This is a genomic window from Austwickia sp. (assembly GCA_016699675.1).
Lineage (GTDB): Bacteria > Actinomycetota > Actinomycetes > Actinomycetales > Dermatophilaceae > Austwickia.
In genome coordinates this window covers 2265600-2282487 of record CP064985.1, presented here as the reverse complement: position 1 = coordinate 2282487, position 16888 = coordinate 2265600, and the positions used below count along the sequence as shown (strand labels likewise).

Genomic DNA, 16888 nt, shown 5'->3' with positions numbered 1-16888 from the left:
CCATGAAGCCCCCCGTCGCCCTCACGATCGCCGGCTCCGACCCCTCGGGCGGGGCCGGGATTCAGGCGGACCTCAAGACGTTTTCGGCGCTGGGCGCCTACGGGACCTCGGTGATCACCGCGCTGACCGCGCAGGCGACGACGGGCGTGACCGGGGTCCACGAGGTGCCGGTGGAGTTCGTCCGGGCGCAGCTGGACACGCTGCTGGCCGACGTGCGGATCGACGCGGTCAAGGTCGGGATGCTCAGCTCGGCGGCGTTGGCGGGGGCCGTGGGCGAATACCTGCGGGGGCCGTTGGCGGGCAAGTTCCGGGTGCTCGACCCGGTCATGGTCGCGACGTCGGGGAGCCGGTTGCTGGCCGACGACGCGGTGGACGCGGTGCGCGCGCTGTTGCCGTCGGCCGATGTCGTCACCCCGAACCTGCCCGAGGCGGCCGTGCTCACCGGGCGGGACCACGCGACGACCGTGGCCGGGATGCGCGACCAGGCGCGCCTGCTGCGCGAGGAGCTCGGCGCCGCGCGGGTGCTGATCAAGGGCGGCCACCTCGAGGACACCACCGACGCCGTGGACCTGTTTCTCGACGAGGACGGCGAGCGCCTGTTCGCCGCCCCCCGCGTGCCCACCAGCAATACGCACGGGACCGGCTGCACGCTGTCGTCCGCGCTGGCGGCGCTGCGGCCGCGGCGCCCGGACTGGCCGAGCGCGGTCGCCGATGCCAAGGCCTGGCTCACGGCCGCGCTGCGCCGGGCGGACGACCTCGACATCGGCGCCGGCCCGGGGCCGGTGCACCACTTCCACGAGCACGAGACCCCAGGGGGACGCTGGTCATGACCTTTTCGTCGGAGTGCTGGGAGGCCATCGCGCCGGTGCGCGCGGCCATCGACGCGCACCCGTTCCTGCGGGGCCTGGAGGACGGGACCCTCGATCGGGACCTGTTCGTCGGCTACATGGCGCAGGACGCGATCTACCTGGACGCCTACGCCCGGGCCCTGGCGGCGGCCGCAGCCCAGGCGCCCACCCCGGACGAGGTGGTGTTCTGGGCCACGAGCGCCCGGGAGGCGATCCTCGTCGAGCGCGAGCTGCACGCCGGACACGTCGCGGACTTCGCCGCGGCCGTGGCCTCGCCGACGACCACGGCGTACACCAACCATCTGCTGGGCCTCGCCGCCGGCGGCTGCTATGAGGCCCTCGCCGCCGGCCTCCTGCCGTGCTTCTGGATCTACGAGGACGTGGGTACGCGGCTCAAGGACCGGGTCACCGCCGCGCGCGGCGGCCTGGACGGGCATGCCTTCGGCGACTGGATCGGGCAGTACGGCGATCCGGCCTTCGCGCAGACCACCCGGGAGGCCGTCGCGCTCGTGGATCGGCTGGCCCAGGCCGCGCGCGAGGCCACCCGGACGCGCATGCGCGCGGCGTTCGTTACCGCCAGCCGGTACGAGTGGATGTTCTGGGACGCCGCGCACCGCGCCGAGACCTGGCCGGTCTGACCGGGGCACGTTCACCCGTCGGCTACCTCGGCCTGACAGGGTGGCCGCCATGACCCGCGACCAGCTGCTCGACCTCACCGTGGGGGTGATGGCGACGGCCACGGTCGGTTTCGCCGTTGCCGCCGTCGCCAAGCCGTCCGCGCTCAGTGGCGAACCGGACACGGCGGGGCAGCGGTACTACGCCCGGATGTACGCCGCGCGCGCCCTGCCCCTGGCCGTGGCGACCCTGGCCGCGGTGGCGGCCGGCGCCAAGTCCCACGAGGCACGCTGGGCCCAGGTTGTGCTGGCCCTCGCCGCGACGGCGCAGGTGGGGGACGCTGCGGTCGGGATAGCGAGCGGGAAGCCGGGCCAGGTCGTCGCCCCGCTCCTGGGCGCCGCCGCCTTCGCGGCCCGGGCTACTGTCGTCCCGTGACGGACAACCCCAACCCGATGCCCACGGCGGCGCAGGCGGCAGCGGCGCAGGATCAGCACGAGAACCCGTGGCCCGCCCTCTGGGCGCTGGTCATCGGCTTCTTCATGATCCTGGTCGACTCCACCATCGTCTCGATCGCGACGCCCGCCCTGTCCCGGGCGTTCTCCGCCGACGTCACGAGCGTGCTGTGGGTGACGTCGGCGTACCTGCTGGCGTACGCCGTACCGCTGCTCGTCACCGGGCGTCTGGGCGACCGGATCGGGCCGAAGCGCGTCTACCTGGCCGGCCTGGTCGTGTTCACTCTCGCCTCGTTGTGGTGCGGTCTGACCACGACGATCGGCGGGCTCATCGCGGCCCGGGTCGTGCAGGGGCTCGGTGCCTCGATGATGACCCCGCAGACGATGGCGGTCATCACCCGCACCTTCCCCGCGGCCCGGCGCGGCCAGGCGATGGCGCTGTGGGGCGCCACCGCGGGCGTCGCGACGTTGGTGGGCCCGATCCTCGGCGGCGTCCTGCTCGACACCCTCGGCTGGGAGTGGATCTTCTTCATCAACGTGCCGGTCGGCGTCGTCGCGTTCCTGCTGGCCGCCCGCCTCGTCCCCAGCCTGCCGACGCATGCGCACAGCTTCGACTGGGTGGGCGTGGCGCTGTCCGCGATCGGCCTGTTCTGCGGCGTGTTCGCGACCCAGGAGGGCGAGTCGTACCACTGGGGCACCATCACCGGGCCGATCTCCGTGCCGCTGCTGCTCGGCATCGGCGCCGTGATGTTGGTGGCGTTCGTGTGGTGGCAGGGCCGGGTGCCCGCGGAGCCGCTGGTGCCGCTGGCGCTGTTCCGGGACCGCAACTTCTCGCTGGCGAACATCGCGATCACCACGGTCGGCTTCGCGATCACCGCGATGATGTTCCCGTTCGCGATCTACGCGCAGGTCGTGCGGGGTCTGGACCCGACGCATGCCGCCCTGCTGTTGGCCCCGCAGGCCGTCGTGTCCATCCTGCTGGCCCGGCCGACGGGGCTGCTCGTGGACCGGGTTCACCCACGCGTCATGGGTGGGATCGGCCTGCTGCTCATGTCCGTCGTGATCGTGGTGCTGTCGCGGGTCATGACACCGACGTCCGAGGTGTGGCAGATCCTGCTGGCGGCGGTGCTACTCGGGGTGGCCAACAGCTTCGTCTGGGGGCCGCTGTCGACCAGCGCGAACCGGAACCTGCCGCGGCATCTCGCCGGCGCGGGATCCGGGGTCTACAACACCACGCGGCAGATCGGCTCGGTGGTGGGGAGCGCAGCGATCGCCGCGCTGATGACCTCACGGATCGAGGCGCACCTGCCGGGAGCGGCGGCCACGGCCGGCGCCAGGGCCTCCGGGGCCGGTGGTGGCGGGATGCCTCCGGCGGTGGCCGAGGCCATCTCCGCGGCGCTCGCGGACTCCATGCTGCTGCCCGCCGCGGTCGTGCTGCTCGGCTTCGTGGCCGCGTTGTTCTTCGAGACGCCCCGGCACCTGGCGGCTCCCGCGGCAACGCCCACGCAGGCCACCGCCGCGCAGGGGACGGCCGACGACGCCGTGGCGCCGCCGGCCGTCCCCTGACGGTCAGCGCTCGATGGCCTGCGGTTCGACGGTCTCCGCATCCACGACGTCCTCGGGCGCCCGCTCGCCGGAGCGGACCACCGGGAGCAGCCGCAGCGCGTCCGCCGAACCGTCGCGGTCCACCACGACCGTGTCGCCGTCGCGGACCTCCCCGGCAAGCAGCGCCCGCGCCAGCCGGTCGCCGATCTCGACCTGGACGAGCCGGCGCAGCGGACGGGCGCCGTACGCTGGGTCGTGCCCCGTCAGCGCCAGCCATTCGCGCGCCGCGTCGGTGACCTCGAGCGAGATCCGCCGGTCGGTCAGCCGCTTCGCCAGCGCCGCAACCTGCAGGTCCACGATGCGCGAGAGCTCCTCCAGCGACAGTGCCTCGAAGATCACGGTCTCGTCGAGCCGGTTGAGGAACTCCGGCTTGAACGCAGCCCGCACCGTCCGCATCACCGCCTCGCGCTTGTCGGCCTCCGACAGCGTGGGGTCGATCAGGTACTGCGACCCCAGGTTCGACGTCATCACCAGGATGACGTTGCGGAAGTCCACGGTGCGGCCCTGCCCGTCGGTCAGGCGGCCGTCGTCCAGCACCTGCAGCAGGATGTCGAAGGTCTCTGGGTGGGCCTTCTCCACCTCATCGAGCAGCACCACCGAATAGGGACGCCGCCGCACGGCCTCAGTGAGCTGGCCGCCCTCGTCGTACCCGACGTATCCCGGAGGTGCCCCGATGAGCCGCGCCACCGCGTGCCGCTCGCTGTATTCGCTCATGTCGATCCGGACCATCGCCCGCTCGTCGTCGAAGAGGAAGTCCGCGAGCGACTTGGCCAGCTCGGTCTTGCCGACGCCGGTCGGACCGAGGAACAGGAAGGAGCCCGTGGGCCGGTCCGGGTCGGCGATGCCAGCCCGCGACCGCCGTACGGCGTCCGAGACGGCCCGCACGGCCGCGGCCTGCCCGATGAGGCGTTGACCGAGCCACTCCTCCATGTGCAGGAGCTTCTCGGTCTCCCCCTCCAGCAGCCGTCCCGCGGGGATGCCGGTCCAGGACGAGATGACGTCGGCGATGTCGTCGGCGCCGACCTCCTCCTTGACCATCTGCTCGGCCTCGTGGCTGGCCTCGGACGCCTGGGCCTCGACCAGTTCACGCTCCACTGCGGGGATCTCGCCGTACAGCAGCCGCGAGGCCCCCGCGAAGTCGCCCTCGCGCTGCAGCCGCTCGGACTGGCCGCGCAGCTCGTCCAGCTTGGCCTTGAGGTCGCCGACTCGGTTGAGGCCGGCCTTCTCCATCTCCCAGCGGCTGGTCAACGCCGCCAGCTCGGCCTGCCGGTCCGCGAGGTCGGCGCGCAGCCGCGCCAGCCGGTCGCGGGAGGCGTCGTCGGTCTCGCGCGAGAGGTGCAGCTCCTCCATCTTCATGCGGTCGACCTGCCGGGACAGGGTGTCGATCTCGACGGGCGAGGAGTCGATCTCCATGCGCAGCCGGGAGGCCGCCTCGTCGATGAGGTCGATGGCCTTGTCGGGGAGCTGGCGGGACTGGATGTAGCGGTCGGACAGCGAGGCCGCCGCGACCAGGGCGGAGTCGGCGATGGCGACCTTGTGGTGCGCCTCGTACCGCTCCTTGAGCCCGCGCAGGATCGCGATGGTGTCCTCGACGGAGGGCTCCCCCACGTAGACCTGCTGGAAGCGCCGCTCCAGCGCCGCGTCCTTCTCGATGTGCTTGCGGTATTCGTCCAGCGTCGTCGCGCCGACCAGGCGCAGCTCGCCGCGGGCCAGCATCGGCTTGATCATATTGCCGGCGTCCATCGAGCTCTCGCCGCTGGCCCCGGCGCCCACGATGGTGTGGATCTCATCGATGAACGTGACGACCTTGCCGTCGGACTCGCGGATCTCGGTCAAGACGGCCTTGAGCCGCTCCTCGAACTCGCCGCGGTACTTCGCCCCGGCCACCATCGCGCCCATGTCGAGCGCGATGAGCCGCTTGTCCCGCAGGGACTCCGGGACGTCGCCGGCGACGATCCGCTGCGCCAGCCCCTCGACGACGGCGGTCTTGCCGACGCCGGGCTCGCCGATGAGGACGGGGTTGTTCTTCGTACGCCGGGAGAGCACCTGGATCACCCGCCGGATCTCGGCGTCCCGTCCGATGACCGGATCGAGCTTGCCCTCGCGGGCCCGCAGGGTGAGGTCGCTGCCGTACTTGGCCAGCGCGTTGAAGGTGTCCTCGGGGTTCTCGGAGTCGACCTTGCCCCCGCCGCGCATCGCCGGGATGCGCTGGTCGATGGCCTCGGCGTCCAGGCCGAACCGGCCGGTGCGGGCCAGCGCCAGGAGGAGGTGATCGGTGGAGACGTAGCTGTCCCCCATGGCCTCCATGACCTGGCGGGCCTGCTCCAACACCGTGGAGAACGACCGGCTGGGGGTGGCCTGGGTGACGGTGGACCCGCTGACCTTGGGCAGCTTCGCCAGCTCGGCCTCCGCCGCGCGGCGGGCGGCGAGCAGGGAGCTGCCGGTGGCGTCGAGCAGGGGGCCCGTGGTGGTGTCGGGCTGCTCGGTCAGCGCGAGCAGCAGGTGCGCCGGTTCGACGTGGGGGTGCCCCGACGCCGCAGCGTTGCGGGCGGCGCCAGCGAACGCCTCCTGCGCCTTGGTGGTGAGCTGAAGCGACATGCATGCTCCTCGGGGATAGTGCTGGTCAGGGCCGGCCGCCGTCGACTCGGGATCGTCGAACGGCCGTCACCCTTGGCAACGCCCAGCAAAGTTGAGTCTATTCCGCTCAACTTGCCGATCCCGTGGAGCCTTGCCCATCACCATGGTGACGAGATCCGGCGCGTCTGCCGTCACCATGGTTGCGGGATCCCGGGCCCCAGCCGTCACCATGGTTGCGGGATCCGGGGCCCCAGCCGTCACCATGGTGACGCGGGTCAGGCGGAGGCGGAGCCGGAGGCGGAGCCGGCGGCGGAGCCGGAGCCGGCGGCGGAGCTCAGCCGGCGCCAGCCCGGGATCGCCAGCGGGGCCAGCGCCAGCGCCGCGTACGCCACCCCGCAGACCAGCAGCGCGTGCGCCCCGCCGATGTCGGTGATGAGCAGGCCGCCCAGCACCCCACCGAAGGGGATCAGCATCCAGCAGAGCGAGGTCTGCAGCGAGGAGACGCGACCGACCAACGCGCCCGGGATCCGCCCGAAGACGACCGCGCCGATCACGGGGTTGAGGAAGCCGCTCGCGAACCCTGCGAGGCACACCAGGGCGAGCAGCACCGGCCGGGGGGCCCCGACCGCGAGGGCCAGGTAGCGCGGCGGCCCGGTCAGCAGGAAGGCGAGCACCGCCGTGGCCAGCTTCGGCAGCCGCTCGGCGACGGCGGTGGCGAGGGCCGACCCGGCCACGGCCGCGGCCGTGTACGCACCGAAAATCAGGCCCACGACCTCGACGCCGTGGTCGCTGCGCACCGCCCACTCCGGGACGAGCACGGCCAGGTACGCCTGATCGAGCAGGTTGGTCAGCGCCACGAGGACGGTGATCGACACGAGGACGGCGTCGTGCCGCCAGAACGCGAAACCCTCGCCGAGCTGGCGCCAGTACGAGGGGCGACTTTCGGACCCGCGCGGCCCCGATGCCGGTCGCGCGACAGCGGCGCTGGGTTGCTCGGCCCGCGCAAGCAGGGGGCCCACCCCGAGGCCGAGGAGCAGCGCAGCCGCAGAGAAGGTGCCGCAGGACAGCAGGAGCGCGAGGGGCGCACCGACGGCGGCGATCACGAGACCGCCGAAGGCCGCACCGACGGCACTGCCGACGCGATCCACGGTGTTGGCCAGGCCGGTGACGCGCTCCAGGGGCCGGCCGGCGGCGGCGGAGAGGCGGGGGCAGAGCGCGTACTTGGCCGAGTCCCCGGGTCCGCGCAGCGTGCCCTCGATCGCGGCGATGACAAGCAGGAGTGGCCACGACAGCAATCCGGCGCCGTGGAGCAAGGGAACCGCAGCGACCGCCAGACAGCTGGCCAAGTCGGCGGTGACCGCGACCCGGACCGCGCCGACACGGTCGATGAGGGGCCCGGCCAGCATCTTGGCGGTGACCATGGGCGCCATCTGCGCGAACGCGGCCACCCCGGCGAGGGTGGCCTCGCGCGTCGTGACGAGCACGAACCACGGCACGGCCACGTTGATGAGCCGGGTCCCGGCCATGCCGACGACCTGGGCCAACATCCACAGGATCAGCACCTGTCCCCGGTGCGTGGGCGCCAGGGGCCTGACCGTCGTTCGTCGCGGCGCCATGGCTATGGACGCCTCGTCCGAGCGAGTCACACGGCCTCCCGAGATCATCCGCGCGGGCTGAGCGCGGCGTGATGCCCCGCAGCGTCCCGGTTTTCGTCCGCTCGGGCGCCGCGGTTCGAGATGGACATTACCCCCTGCCGGGCCCCCGGAAAACCACCTAAAGCACGCCGTTTATGCCGGTTGAACTGGACAGATGTCCTGAACGGGTGTACTCGGTGACGGCTTTGGCCCGGCTCCGACCACACGGTCACCAGGCGTCTCACCCGCCCCATCGCGCGGCATACCCATCTCGCGGAAAGCCGGCAGCACGGCGGGCGCGAGGGTCACGACCAAGTACAGCGCGCCGGCGATCGCCAGCGCCGGCGACAGCCCGAACAACACGACGAGCCCGCCGCCCAGCAGACCGCCGAACGGCATGGTCGACCAGGCCAGAGAGGTGTTCAGCGAGGAGACGCGGCCCAGCATCGCCGGAGGGATCCGGCCGAACGTGATCGCCCCCAGGATGGGATTGAGGAACCCGCTCGCGAAGCCGGCGACCGCGATGACGGCCAGCAGCGTCGAGTGCGGCGCGTCCATGGCCAGCGCGAGGAACCGCGGGAGTCCGGCGAGCACGAACGCCACGACGTACGTCGGCAGCCTGGGCAGGCGGTCGCCGATCCACGCCGCCACCAGCGACCCCAGCACCGCGGTGCCGGTCATCGTCGCGAACAGCGCCCCGACCAGGTCGGCGCCGTGCCCGCCGCGAATGGCCCACTCCGGCACGAGGATGACGATGTATGCCTGGTCCAGCAGGTTCGTGGCCGCCACCATGATCGTCAGCGCGACCAGCACCGGGTCGCGCCGCCAGAAGTCCCAGCCCTGCCGGAGGCTGGTCAGGTACGTCGGGCGCCCGGCGCCCCCGGCCGCCTCGACCGGTGCGCCGCCGGTCGCGTCGACCGCTGCGCCGTCGGTCGCGTCGTGGGTCGCGGCGGTCTGCGCCTCGCCCTCGGCCGGACCGTACGGCGAGAGCCGCGGGCCCACGACGTACCGGACGATTCCCGCCGCCGCGACGAAGGTGACGCACGAGCACACCAGCGCCGCGGGCGCCCCGAGCGCGGCGATGACCAGCCCCCCGAGCCCCGCGCCCACCGCGCCGGCGAGCCGGTCGACGGTGTTCGCGTGCCCGGTGATGCGCTCGAGGGGCCGGCCGCTCGTGGCCGCGATGCGGGGGCAGAGGGAGTATTTGGCCGCGTCGCCGGGGCCTCGCAGCGCCCCCTCGATGGCGACGACCGCGAGGAGCGCCGGCACGCTCAGGTGGCCGGTGGCGTGCAGGATCGGTACGGCGGCGACGGCGGGCGCGCTGAGCAGGTCGGCCGCCACGGCGACGCGGACCGGGCCGACGCGGTCGATGATCGGGCCGGCCAGTGCCTTGCACAGGACCAGCGGCGTCATCTGAACGAGCGCGACGATTCCGGCCAGCGCGGGATCGCGCGTGGTGACCAACACGAACCACGGGATGGCGATGTTGATCAGGCGGGTTCCGGCGACGCCCACCACCTGGCCGACCACCCACCCGGCGATCAGGCCACCGCCCGACGGGGCGGTCATGACTCGGACTCGTCGCGGTGGGCGAGCCCGCCGGGCCGGGGGAAGGCGTGCACCTGAATCATGAAGTCCTCGGCACCAGGAGCCGCGGCGCCAGGAGCCTGCGCACCGCGGTCCGGCTCGGCCGCCAATACTTCGTCGATCACCGCGCAGACCCGCACGACCAGTTCGTGGGCCTGGGCGGCGGTCAACCGGAGGCACCAGTCGCTGTTCGTGCCGGCCGCGCGCCAGGCGTCCGGGAGCTCGGCGTGTTCCTGGACGGCGGCCTGCACCCACTGGAACTGGTTGACGACGGCCGCCTGGTGGAAGGCCGCCGAGGTGTCCGGGTCGAGCTCGCTGGACCGGCTGCGGGTCGAGCGGTGCAGCGCGCGCCAGTAGCGCTCCCGCCCGGTCCCCAGCCCCTGGGCCTCCGCGATGAACCCGTACTGCGCGAGCTGCCGCAGGTGGTAGCTCGTCTGCCCGGTGTTGACCCCGAGCGCGGTCGCGAGATCGGTGGCCGTCTGGGGGCCATCGAGCCGCAACCGACCCAGGATCCGCATGCGCAGCGGGTGCGAGATCCCGCGCAGCTGCTCGGGGGACGGGGTGATCGAGGCGTCGTCGGCGGGCACAGCGCAAAGATATCTTTGCAAAGACCTATATGCAAACGTCTGTCTGCAGTGCGCTGTGCACCAGAGCGCGCCGTGGACGCACGAAGGCGCTCCGACCCGGATGGGGTCGAAGCGCCTTCCCTCCGTCAGTTCGCCCTGCCGGTCAGGCGGTCGGGCAGTTCACGGTGTAGGTCCAGGCGGTTCCGCTGTACGGGCCCGTGACCACGACGGTGACCTGAGTGCTCTTTCCAGCAGGCACGGCCACGGTGACCGACTTCTGCTGCCCCACCAGCCCGGTGTCCAGAAGGGTCTGGCCTTCGTAGGTCACCTGGATTTGATCGGGGATGGAGTAGGTGTCGTACGCGAGAACAAAGGTTGTCGGACCCGGTCGACCGAGCTCATGCACTGTGGTCGTCACGCCCTGACCGCCGGAGTTGGTGGCTTGATTGCACGGCTGAATGATGACCGGGCTCTTGGACGTCACCGAATACAGTACGACGTAAGAAATATCTTGCACCTTGCCGTTCTTGTTGGTGCTCGTGCTGGCGCCAGTCGTTCCCTTGCCCACATTCACGTTGGTGCTGCTCTTCACGCACCATGAAGCGTCCACCAACGTGACGGCCGGGTCGACGGGGGTGACCGTGAAGGAAGTCCCCGAAATCGTCACGACTACCTGGATGGGCTGCCCCGTCCTCGTATCGACGACGGTGACCGTGCCAGGGCTCGAAGTGGATTCGACCTTGGCCGCCGTCGAGTGGTCGACGCAATGGGCCGTGACGGCCGCCAGTTGGGGAACGGCGGCCTGAGCGGCCGTCAAGGGGAGCATCCCCGCAGACAACAGACCTGCTAATGCAAATACCGTGAGAAACCGCGATCGCATTTGCCCTCCTCGGCGTAGTTATGTGGCACGGCCGCGCAGCCCCCTGGGCAACCATCGGGCCCGTCGACACACCGAAAGTGCCACGCGAGGCACACGTTAGACCGGGCCAAGGCGGTAATCTAGGCGTCGCAAATGTCATTTCGTGGCCATTTCAAGGACACCGAGAGGTCCACCCAATGCGTCTCGCGGCGCACGGGAAGGGCGCCCGACCCTGAGTGGGATCGGGCGCCCTTGACGTCGGCGTACGCGCTCAGGGGCGCGGGGGCAGCGGGTCGCGCCCGTCGCCGGTCCCGGGGCGATAGGCCCCGGTGTCCCGCTCGGTCGCTTGACGTTCGGCCGCCAGCCGGCGGGCGTCCTCCTCGCGGCGCCGCTCGGCCTCCGCGGTGGTCTCGCGCTCGCGCCCCAGCTTCGCGTTGGTCGCGGCGAGCGCCCGCTCGTGTTCCCGCTTTTCGCGCTCGAGGTCCTTGCGCTCGCGTCGGCGGGACAGGCCGCGCTTGGTGCCGTATTTCATCATCCACCAGCCGGCCCAGAGCAGGCCCATGCTGATCATGCCGAGGACGATCAACGCCATGGGGGACAGTTCCAAGTTGAGCCCGAGCGGGCCGTTGAGCTGAAGGAGGGCGTGGTCGCCGGACGTGGCCCACAGGCCACCCAGGCCGATGAGCACCGCCAGCAACACCAGGATGATGCCGAGCATGATCATGGGGTGAGATCCTCTCGTCGGGCGGCCCCACGGGGTAGTCCCCGAGCTGTTTCGGGCCGGTCCATCGCGAAGACCCTACCCGCGCATCGACACTCCGAAACAGGCCACACGCTCGACGTACGGGGCGTTGTCCGCCTTGTCCGCGTTGTCCGCCCGCCGGTCGACCCGCGGGTCTTTTCCCGCCTCGATGCCGGCCACCGACGCCGCCTCAGGAACGTTGTTCACCCGTCGACTAGGGGGCGAATGCACCACCCGCAGAGGGAGAGTCGCCATGTGGTCGCGCATCGGAGGAGTCAGCATCTCGGTGCGGCTGCTCGGCTTCCTCGTGCTGAGCCTGATCAGCACCGCCCTGCTCGTCGGACTTTCGATCGGGGTGGTCCGGGACGAGGTCGCCCAGCAGAAGGCCGACGCGACCAAGGCAGTGGTCGACGTCGCCACGAAGGTCGTTGCCGGCTACGGCGAGCGCGCCAAGTCGGGCGCGATGACCCCAGAGCAGGCCAAGGCCGCGGCCCTCGACGCGCTCAGGAGTCTGCGGTACCACGAGACCGACTACTTCTGGGTCCAGGAGTTCGACGGGCGGGTCCTCATGCATCCGACGAACGCCAAGATCATCGGGCTCGACCCGTCCCAGACCAAGGACCCGTCGGGCCGGCCCATCTTCATCGAATTCGGCGAGGCCGCCCGATCCGGCGGGAACTTCGTGGCGTACGACTGGCCGAAGCCGGGCAGCGACGCCCCGCAGCCCAAGATCTCCTACGTCGCGCCGTACCAGCCCTGGGGCTGGGCGATCGGGTCCGGGGTCTACGTCGACGACGTGGACGCCGCCGCCAAGGCCGCCGGGCTCCGGCTCGCCCTGTGGGGCGCGGGCATCGCGCTGTTGAGCCTGGTGCTGGCCCTCGTCGTACGGCGCAGCATCACCACCCCGCTGCGGCAGGTGGTCGACATCCTGCGGCGCCACGACCTCAGTTACCGGTTCCCCACCACCAATCCACGCAACGAGCTCCACCAGCTCGGGGGCGCCCTCAACGCCACCCTCGACGGGATGCAGCAGGTGGCGACCGACGTGGCAGACCAACCTGCTGGCCCTCAACGCGACCATCGAGGCGGCCCGCGCCGGCGACGCCGGCAAGGGCTTCGCGGTCGTCGCCAACGAGGTCAAGGAGCTGGCCCGCGAATCGGCCCGCGCCACCGAAGACATCTCCGCGAAGGTGAGGGTCATGCAGGCCGACGTGGCCGCGGCCGTCACCGACATCGAGAACATCGCGCGGGTCATCCGCGAGATCAGCGACTACCAGGGCGCGATCAGCGCGGCGGTGGACGAACAACACCGTACGACGGGTGCCATCAGCGCGACCGTCCTCGGGGCCGCCCGCGCGACCGGCAGGGCGGCCGATTCGGCGGCGGCGATGTCTGGCCAGGCCGCGACGACCTCCGCCGACGTGGGCGAGATGCGCACCGCCATCGAGGGCCTCGTGCGGCTCTCCGGCGACCTGCACCAGACGGCGGGGCTCCTGGGCGGCCAGGCGTAGCCGCAGGTGGTGGCCAGGCGTCCCTCAGGGCAGCCCGGCTTCACCCCGAGGCGTCGTCGCTCCAGGCGGCGGGCCCGTACGCCCAGCCGTTGGCGTCCCGATAGGTGACCGTCTCGCGGTAGCGCCGGAAGTCGCCCTGCGCACGACGTACCGCCGCACCCACCACGCTCAGCAGCGAGCCGGGGATCACCGTGCCCGGGGACCGCAGCAGGTCGCCGAGGCTCTGCGAGGCGTGCGCGATGAGCAGCAGGTCCAGGGCTCGCTCGGGGAAGTGGTCCCCCGCGGGCAGCAGGTCCAAGAGGGCCTCCCGGCGGCGGCGGACGGCGCTGGTGTCGACGACGCCGTACAGGTCGGGCGTCCGCTGATGCCGGTAGACCAGCGCGATCGCCCGAGACACCAGGTGGTCGGCCGTCTGCCGCCAGGCGTCCTCCATCAGCGCGTCGAGACAGAACCGCGCGGGCAGCGCGCTGTCCGAGCCCGCGTAGTCGATCAATGCGTCGTGCCAGCCCAGCAGCGGCGGCTTGCAGCGGCACGGCCCGGTGACGATCAGCACCGCGTCGGCCCCCTGCCCGCGCCAGGCGACCTCCTGGGCCCGTTCCAGGTCGCGGACCACCGCCATCGCGGTGCCGAGCAGCGCGGGGGTCGAGGGCTCGGGCACCAGCTGCGACCCGGTGGTCAGCAGCCAGTACTCCTCGACGAGGAGCAGATCACCGCGCATGGGTGCCACCTTAGGGCTCCGCGCGCCGACCACCTGCGCGTCAGAGCGAGACCACCATCTGCGGGCGGGCGGCCGGGTCGAGCCAGCGCAGGATGCTCACCAGGCTCGCCTGGTCGATGGCGACGCAGCCGGCGGTGGGCCGACCGTCGGTGACGTGCAGGAAGAACGCGCTCCCGCCGTACGGCACCCGATTCGGGTTCACCGCCATGACCACCGCGTAGTTGTAGACCCAGCCCGTGGCCAGCAGGTTCTCCCCCTCGATGGGCACGGTGCTGCGGACGTGCGTGTTGTACGTCGAGAGCCCGGAGCGCCCATCCCAGTAGTCGGTCGGACCGGCCACGAAGTACGGCAGCTTGGTCCCGGGGTTGGCCAGGATGCCGAACGCGCCGGGGAGGTCCCACGTGCCGAGCGGGGTCCGGGCCGAGCCCTCGGCGGCGGTCCCGACGCCCTCGGCGCCGATCTTGGCGCGCACGGGTCCGGTGGCGGGAACGTACCGCCCGGAGCCGAGGCCGGTCCACGCCTGCAGGGTCGCCGAGGTGCAGGTGCGGCAGTCGGCCTTGACCGTGATGACCTGCCGCGACGCCCCGGCGTACGGGACCGGGAGCGCCTGACCGGCCGGTGCCGCCGGCGCGGGTTTCGCCGCGGGTGCCGCAGGCGCCGCGACGACGGGCTGCTTGGCGGGCACGGGCGCCGCCTGGGCGACGGCCCCGGGTTGCTTCGCGGGCGCCGCCTGCTGCGCTGGCGTGGCGCTGCGCGCGGTCCCCGGCCCGGACGACAGCATCGTCAGGCCGGCCATGAGCACGTTGAGGAGCAACAGCGTGGCGTAGCGCAGGAAGTCCGTGCGCCAGAAGGGGGGCATCGGCGCGTCTCCTCCGATCGGGGGGCGGGTCGAGGGGGCCCGCTGGTGATCGACGGTAGCGGCCCCGCCCGCCGCGCGAAAACCCGTGCGGACGCGGGATTCCCGGGCTCGCGGGACGATCAGGGGTACGGCGCGTCGGCCTGCGGCTTCGTCGCGCGCGCGGAGGTGACCTCCGGGAGCGGGGCCGTCGTCGCCCGCCGGGCCGCCAGGGCCTGCCGCCAGGTCGCCAAGGCGAGGAGATCGGCCGAGCTGGGTTGGGCGGTCGGCACGGTGAACGCGACCTGCAGCCCGCCGTCCGCCCGGTTGGCGGCCGCGATGGTCCCCCCGTGCCGCTCGATGATCCGGCGGCAGATGGCCAGGCCGAGCCCGGTGCCCGGGTACTGGTCGCGGTGCTCGACGACCCGGTGGAACTCCTCGAAGATCTTGGCCTCCTGGCCGGCCGGCAGGCCGATGCCGCGGTCGGCGACGACGACCTCCTGCATCCCGTCGCGCACCGGGCCGAGGGTCAGGCTGACCTCCGGGGGGCGCCCGGCGGCCGAGTACTTGATGGAGTTGCCGACGAGATTCGCCACGACCTGGCGCAGCGCGGCCGGGTCGACCCGCACCCAGGCGTCGGCGGCCACGCTGATCAGCGGGCTGCGGCCGTCGATCACGCGGTCGCCCTGGGCGTCGGCGATGTCGCCGCAGATCTCGTCCAGGTTGGTCACGGTCGTGGCCAGCTCCCCGCCGCGCACCACGGAGTAGGCCAGCAGATCCTCGATGAGCACGTTCATGCGTACCGCGGACCCCTCGACGCGCCGCAGCATGTCGCGCGCCATCGGCTCGGTGACCTCATCGCCCAGGGCGTCGAGCCACCCGCGCAGCGCGGTCAGGGGGTTGCGCAGGTCGTGGGCGACGACGCCGGCGAAGTTTGCGAGCTCCTCGGTGCGCCGGCGCTCCTCCGTGACATCGCGCAGGACGGCCACCACCTGGCTGCCTTCGGCCGAGACGAGCGGGGACGCGGTGACCGTGACAATCCGGGCCCCGCCGTCGGGGTCGGCCAGGACGACGTCGGAGGTCACCAGCTCCGCGGTGCGCAGGGCCTCGTTGACCGGCGCGGGGGTCGCAAACGCGCCGTCGAAGATCGCCTCGGGCAGCTCGGGCGTGTCCCGCGGCTGGCCGAGGATCGCCCAGAGCTGGGCGTTGCCCAGCCCGATCTGACCCATGCTGTCGACGAGGACGACGCCCTCGTTGAGCGAGTGGACGATCCGGTCCAGCAGCTCGGCGTGCTGTTCGGTGGCCAGCCGGTTGGCCTCGAGGCGCCGCTCCAGCCGGTGCCGGTCCTCGCGGTCCAGCACGATCGTCATGGCGACCATCGCCAGCACGATCACGAAGCACTGCACCACCAGCGCCCGGATGTTCGGCGGGTGCCCCATCAGCGGGCCGTGGCCCACGATCGTGATGGCCAGCATGACGGAGCTGACGGTGATCGTGTGCCAGACCGTGGTGCGAACGTCGGCCCACAGCGCGGTCGCCATGCTCACCGGCACGAGCAGGAAGAGCAGGACGTCGTCACCGAGCCCCACGACGAGGAGGTAGGCGGCGACGGTGGCGACGACGACGGTGAGGTAGACCACCGGTCGGGGCTTGTCCAGCACGCGTACGCCGTGGCTGATGAGCCGGTACCACAGCAGCCCGAAGATCAGCGCCCCCGCCGTATTGCGCATGCCCCACTCGACCGGCGACATCCAGGTGGAGGTCACGAAGAGCCGCAACAGGGCGGAGCCGACCAGCCCGCTTGCGAGGCCGCCGCCGAGGCAGGCGAGAAACAGCTTGTAGAGCTTGGCCGGGGTGTCGAGCCGGGCGTACCAGTCCCAGTTGCTCCCGCGGCGCAGGATCTCCGCCGAGACGATGCCCATCGCGGAGTTCGCGACGCAGTAGACGGCGGTGGCCTTCGGCGAGGCCGCCGTCGCGAGGTTGACGCAGACCGTCGACGCGACGAGCAGGGCGACCGCGCGCCACCCGCGGCGCCACCGGTGCCGCGCGTGCGGATACAGCCACACCATCGACACGCCGGCGGCGGGCCACACTATGCTGGGTCCGCCCGCGACCGCGGTCGACCGGCCGACGAGCATGGCGGCGACGTACATCACCGTCATCAACGGATCCCAGCCGGCGGGCGTGAGCGCCCAGCCGCGCAGCCGCTGCGCCGTCCGTCCCAGTGCGGTCCGGTCGAAGGCGTGACGCAGTGCTGCCGGCCCGTGCCGTAGCCACCACTGCCACCGGTTCAGCGTCGTCACCCCGCGCGGATAGGGGGGCGCTGTGTTGCACCCCGC

At 72.1% G+C, this 16888-nt stretch carries 15 protein-coding genes; 5 read left to right on the top strand and 10 right to left on the bottom strand.

Annotated features, from left to right (window positions below):
- The first annotated feature begins 2 nt into the window (after positions 1-2).
- The 4 genes from thiD to IPK37_10425 all read left to right on the top strand — a co-directional run bounded on the left by thiD (position 3) and on the right by IPK37_10425 (position 3481).
- Entirely contained in the window at positions 3-830 is an 828-nt protein-coding gene (gene thiD / locus IPK37_10440) for a bifunctional hydroxymethylpyrimidine kinase/phosphomethylpyrimidine kinase (GenBank protein QQR99471.1), read from the top strand.
- Entirely contained in the window at positions 827-1486 is a 660-nt protein-coding gene (locus tag IPK37_10435; GenBank protein ID QQR99470.1) for a TenA family protein, read from the top strand. Before thiD ends, IPK37_10435 begins: the two co-directional genes overlap by 4 nt.
- 88 nt (positions 1487-1574) lie before the next feature.
- Positions 1575-1898 (top strand): hypothetical protein, encoded by a 324-nt coding sequence (locus tag IPK37_10430; protein QQS02806.1) that lies wholly within the window; start codon positions 1575-1577, stop codon positions 1896-1898.
- 17 nt (positions 1899-1915) lie between these two features.
- Positions 1916-3481, top strand: a complete 1566-nt coding sequence (locus IPK37_10425; protein QQS02805.1) for a DHA2 family efflux MFS transporter permease subunit — start codon at positions 1916-1918, stop codon at positions 3479-3481.
- Positions 3482-3484: 3 nt separating this feature from the next.
- Here IPK37_10425 and clpB read toward each other — a convergent pair whose 3' ends face one another.
- From clpB to IPK37_10390, 7 genes are all read right to left on the bottom strand, one after another.
- Entirely contained in the window at positions 3485-6118 is a 2634-nt protein-coding gene (gene clpB / locus IPK37_10420) for an ATP-dependent chaperone ClpB (GenBank protein QQR99469.1), read from the bottom strand.
- 254 nt (positions 6119-6372) lie between these two features.
- Positions 6373-7644: an MFS transporter gene (locus IPK37_10415; GenBank protein QQS02804.1), complete on the bottom strand. Its 1272-nt coding sequence runs from the start codon at positions 7642-7644 to the stop codon at positions 6373-6375.
- Between the two features lie 240 nt (positions 7645-7884).
- A complete protein-coding gene (locus IPK37_10410; protein QQR99468.1) occupies positions 7885-9300 on the bottom strand; it encodes an MFS transporter in 1416 nt (471 codons plus the stop codon).
- Positions 9297-9905, bottom strand: a complete 609-nt coding sequence (locus IPK37_10405; GenBank protein QQR99467.1) for a helix-turn-helix transcriptional regulator — start codon at positions 9903-9905, stop codon at positions 9297-9299. Before IPK37_10405 ends, IPK37_10410 begins: the two co-directional genes overlap by 4 nt.
- A 142-nt stretch (positions 9906-10047) precedes the next feature.
- On the bottom strand, positions 10048-10764 hold the full coding sequence (locus tag IPK37_10400) for a hypothetical protein (GenBank protein ID QQR99466.1): 717 nt from the start codon (positions 10762-10764) through the stop codon (positions 10048-10050).
- Positions 10765-11014: 250 nt separating this feature from the next.
- Positions 11015-11467: a hypothetical protein gene (locus IPK37_10395; protein QQR99465.1), complete on the bottom strand. Its 453-nt coding sequence runs from the start codon at positions 11465-11467 to the stop codon at positions 11015-11017.
- 75 nt (positions 11468-11542) lie between these two features.
- Positions 11543-11692, bottom strand: a complete 150-nt coding sequence (locus IPK37_10390; protein QQR99464.1) for a hypothetical protein — start codon at positions 11690-11692, stop codon at positions 11543-11545.
- A gap of 46 nt (positions 11693-11738) precedes the next feature.
- On the opposite strand from IPK37_10390, the gene IPK37_10385 reads away from it, so the two are divergent.
- Complete coding sequence (locus IPK37_10385) at positions 11739-13100, top strand: cache domain-containing protein (protein QQR99463.1); 1362 nt, start codon at positions 11739-11741, stop codon at positions 13098-13100.
- On the opposite strand, the gene IPK37_10380 is transcribed toward IPK37_10385, so the two are convergent.
- The 3 genes from IPK37_10380 to IPK37_10370 all read right to left on the bottom strand — a co-directional run bounded on the left by IPK37_10380 (position 13037) and on the right by IPK37_10370 (position 16852).
- Complete coding sequence (locus tag IPK37_10380) at positions 13037-13714, bottom strand: hypothetical protein (protein ID QQR99462.1); 678 nt, start codon at positions 13712-13714, stop codon at positions 13037-13039. The genes IPK37_10385 and IPK37_10380 overlap by 64 nt on opposite strands.
- Positions 13715-13754: 40 nt before the next feature.
- A complete protein-coding gene (locus IPK37_10375; protein QQR99461.1) occupies positions 13755-14573 on the bottom strand; it encodes a hypothetical protein in 819 nt (272 codons plus the stop codon).
- 119 nt (positions 14574-14692) lie between these two features.
- Entirely contained in the window at positions 14693-16852 is a 2160-nt protein-coding gene (locus IPK37_10370; protein QQR99460.1) for a hypothetical protein, read from the bottom strand.
- Positions 16853-16888 lie beyond the last annotated feature (36 nt).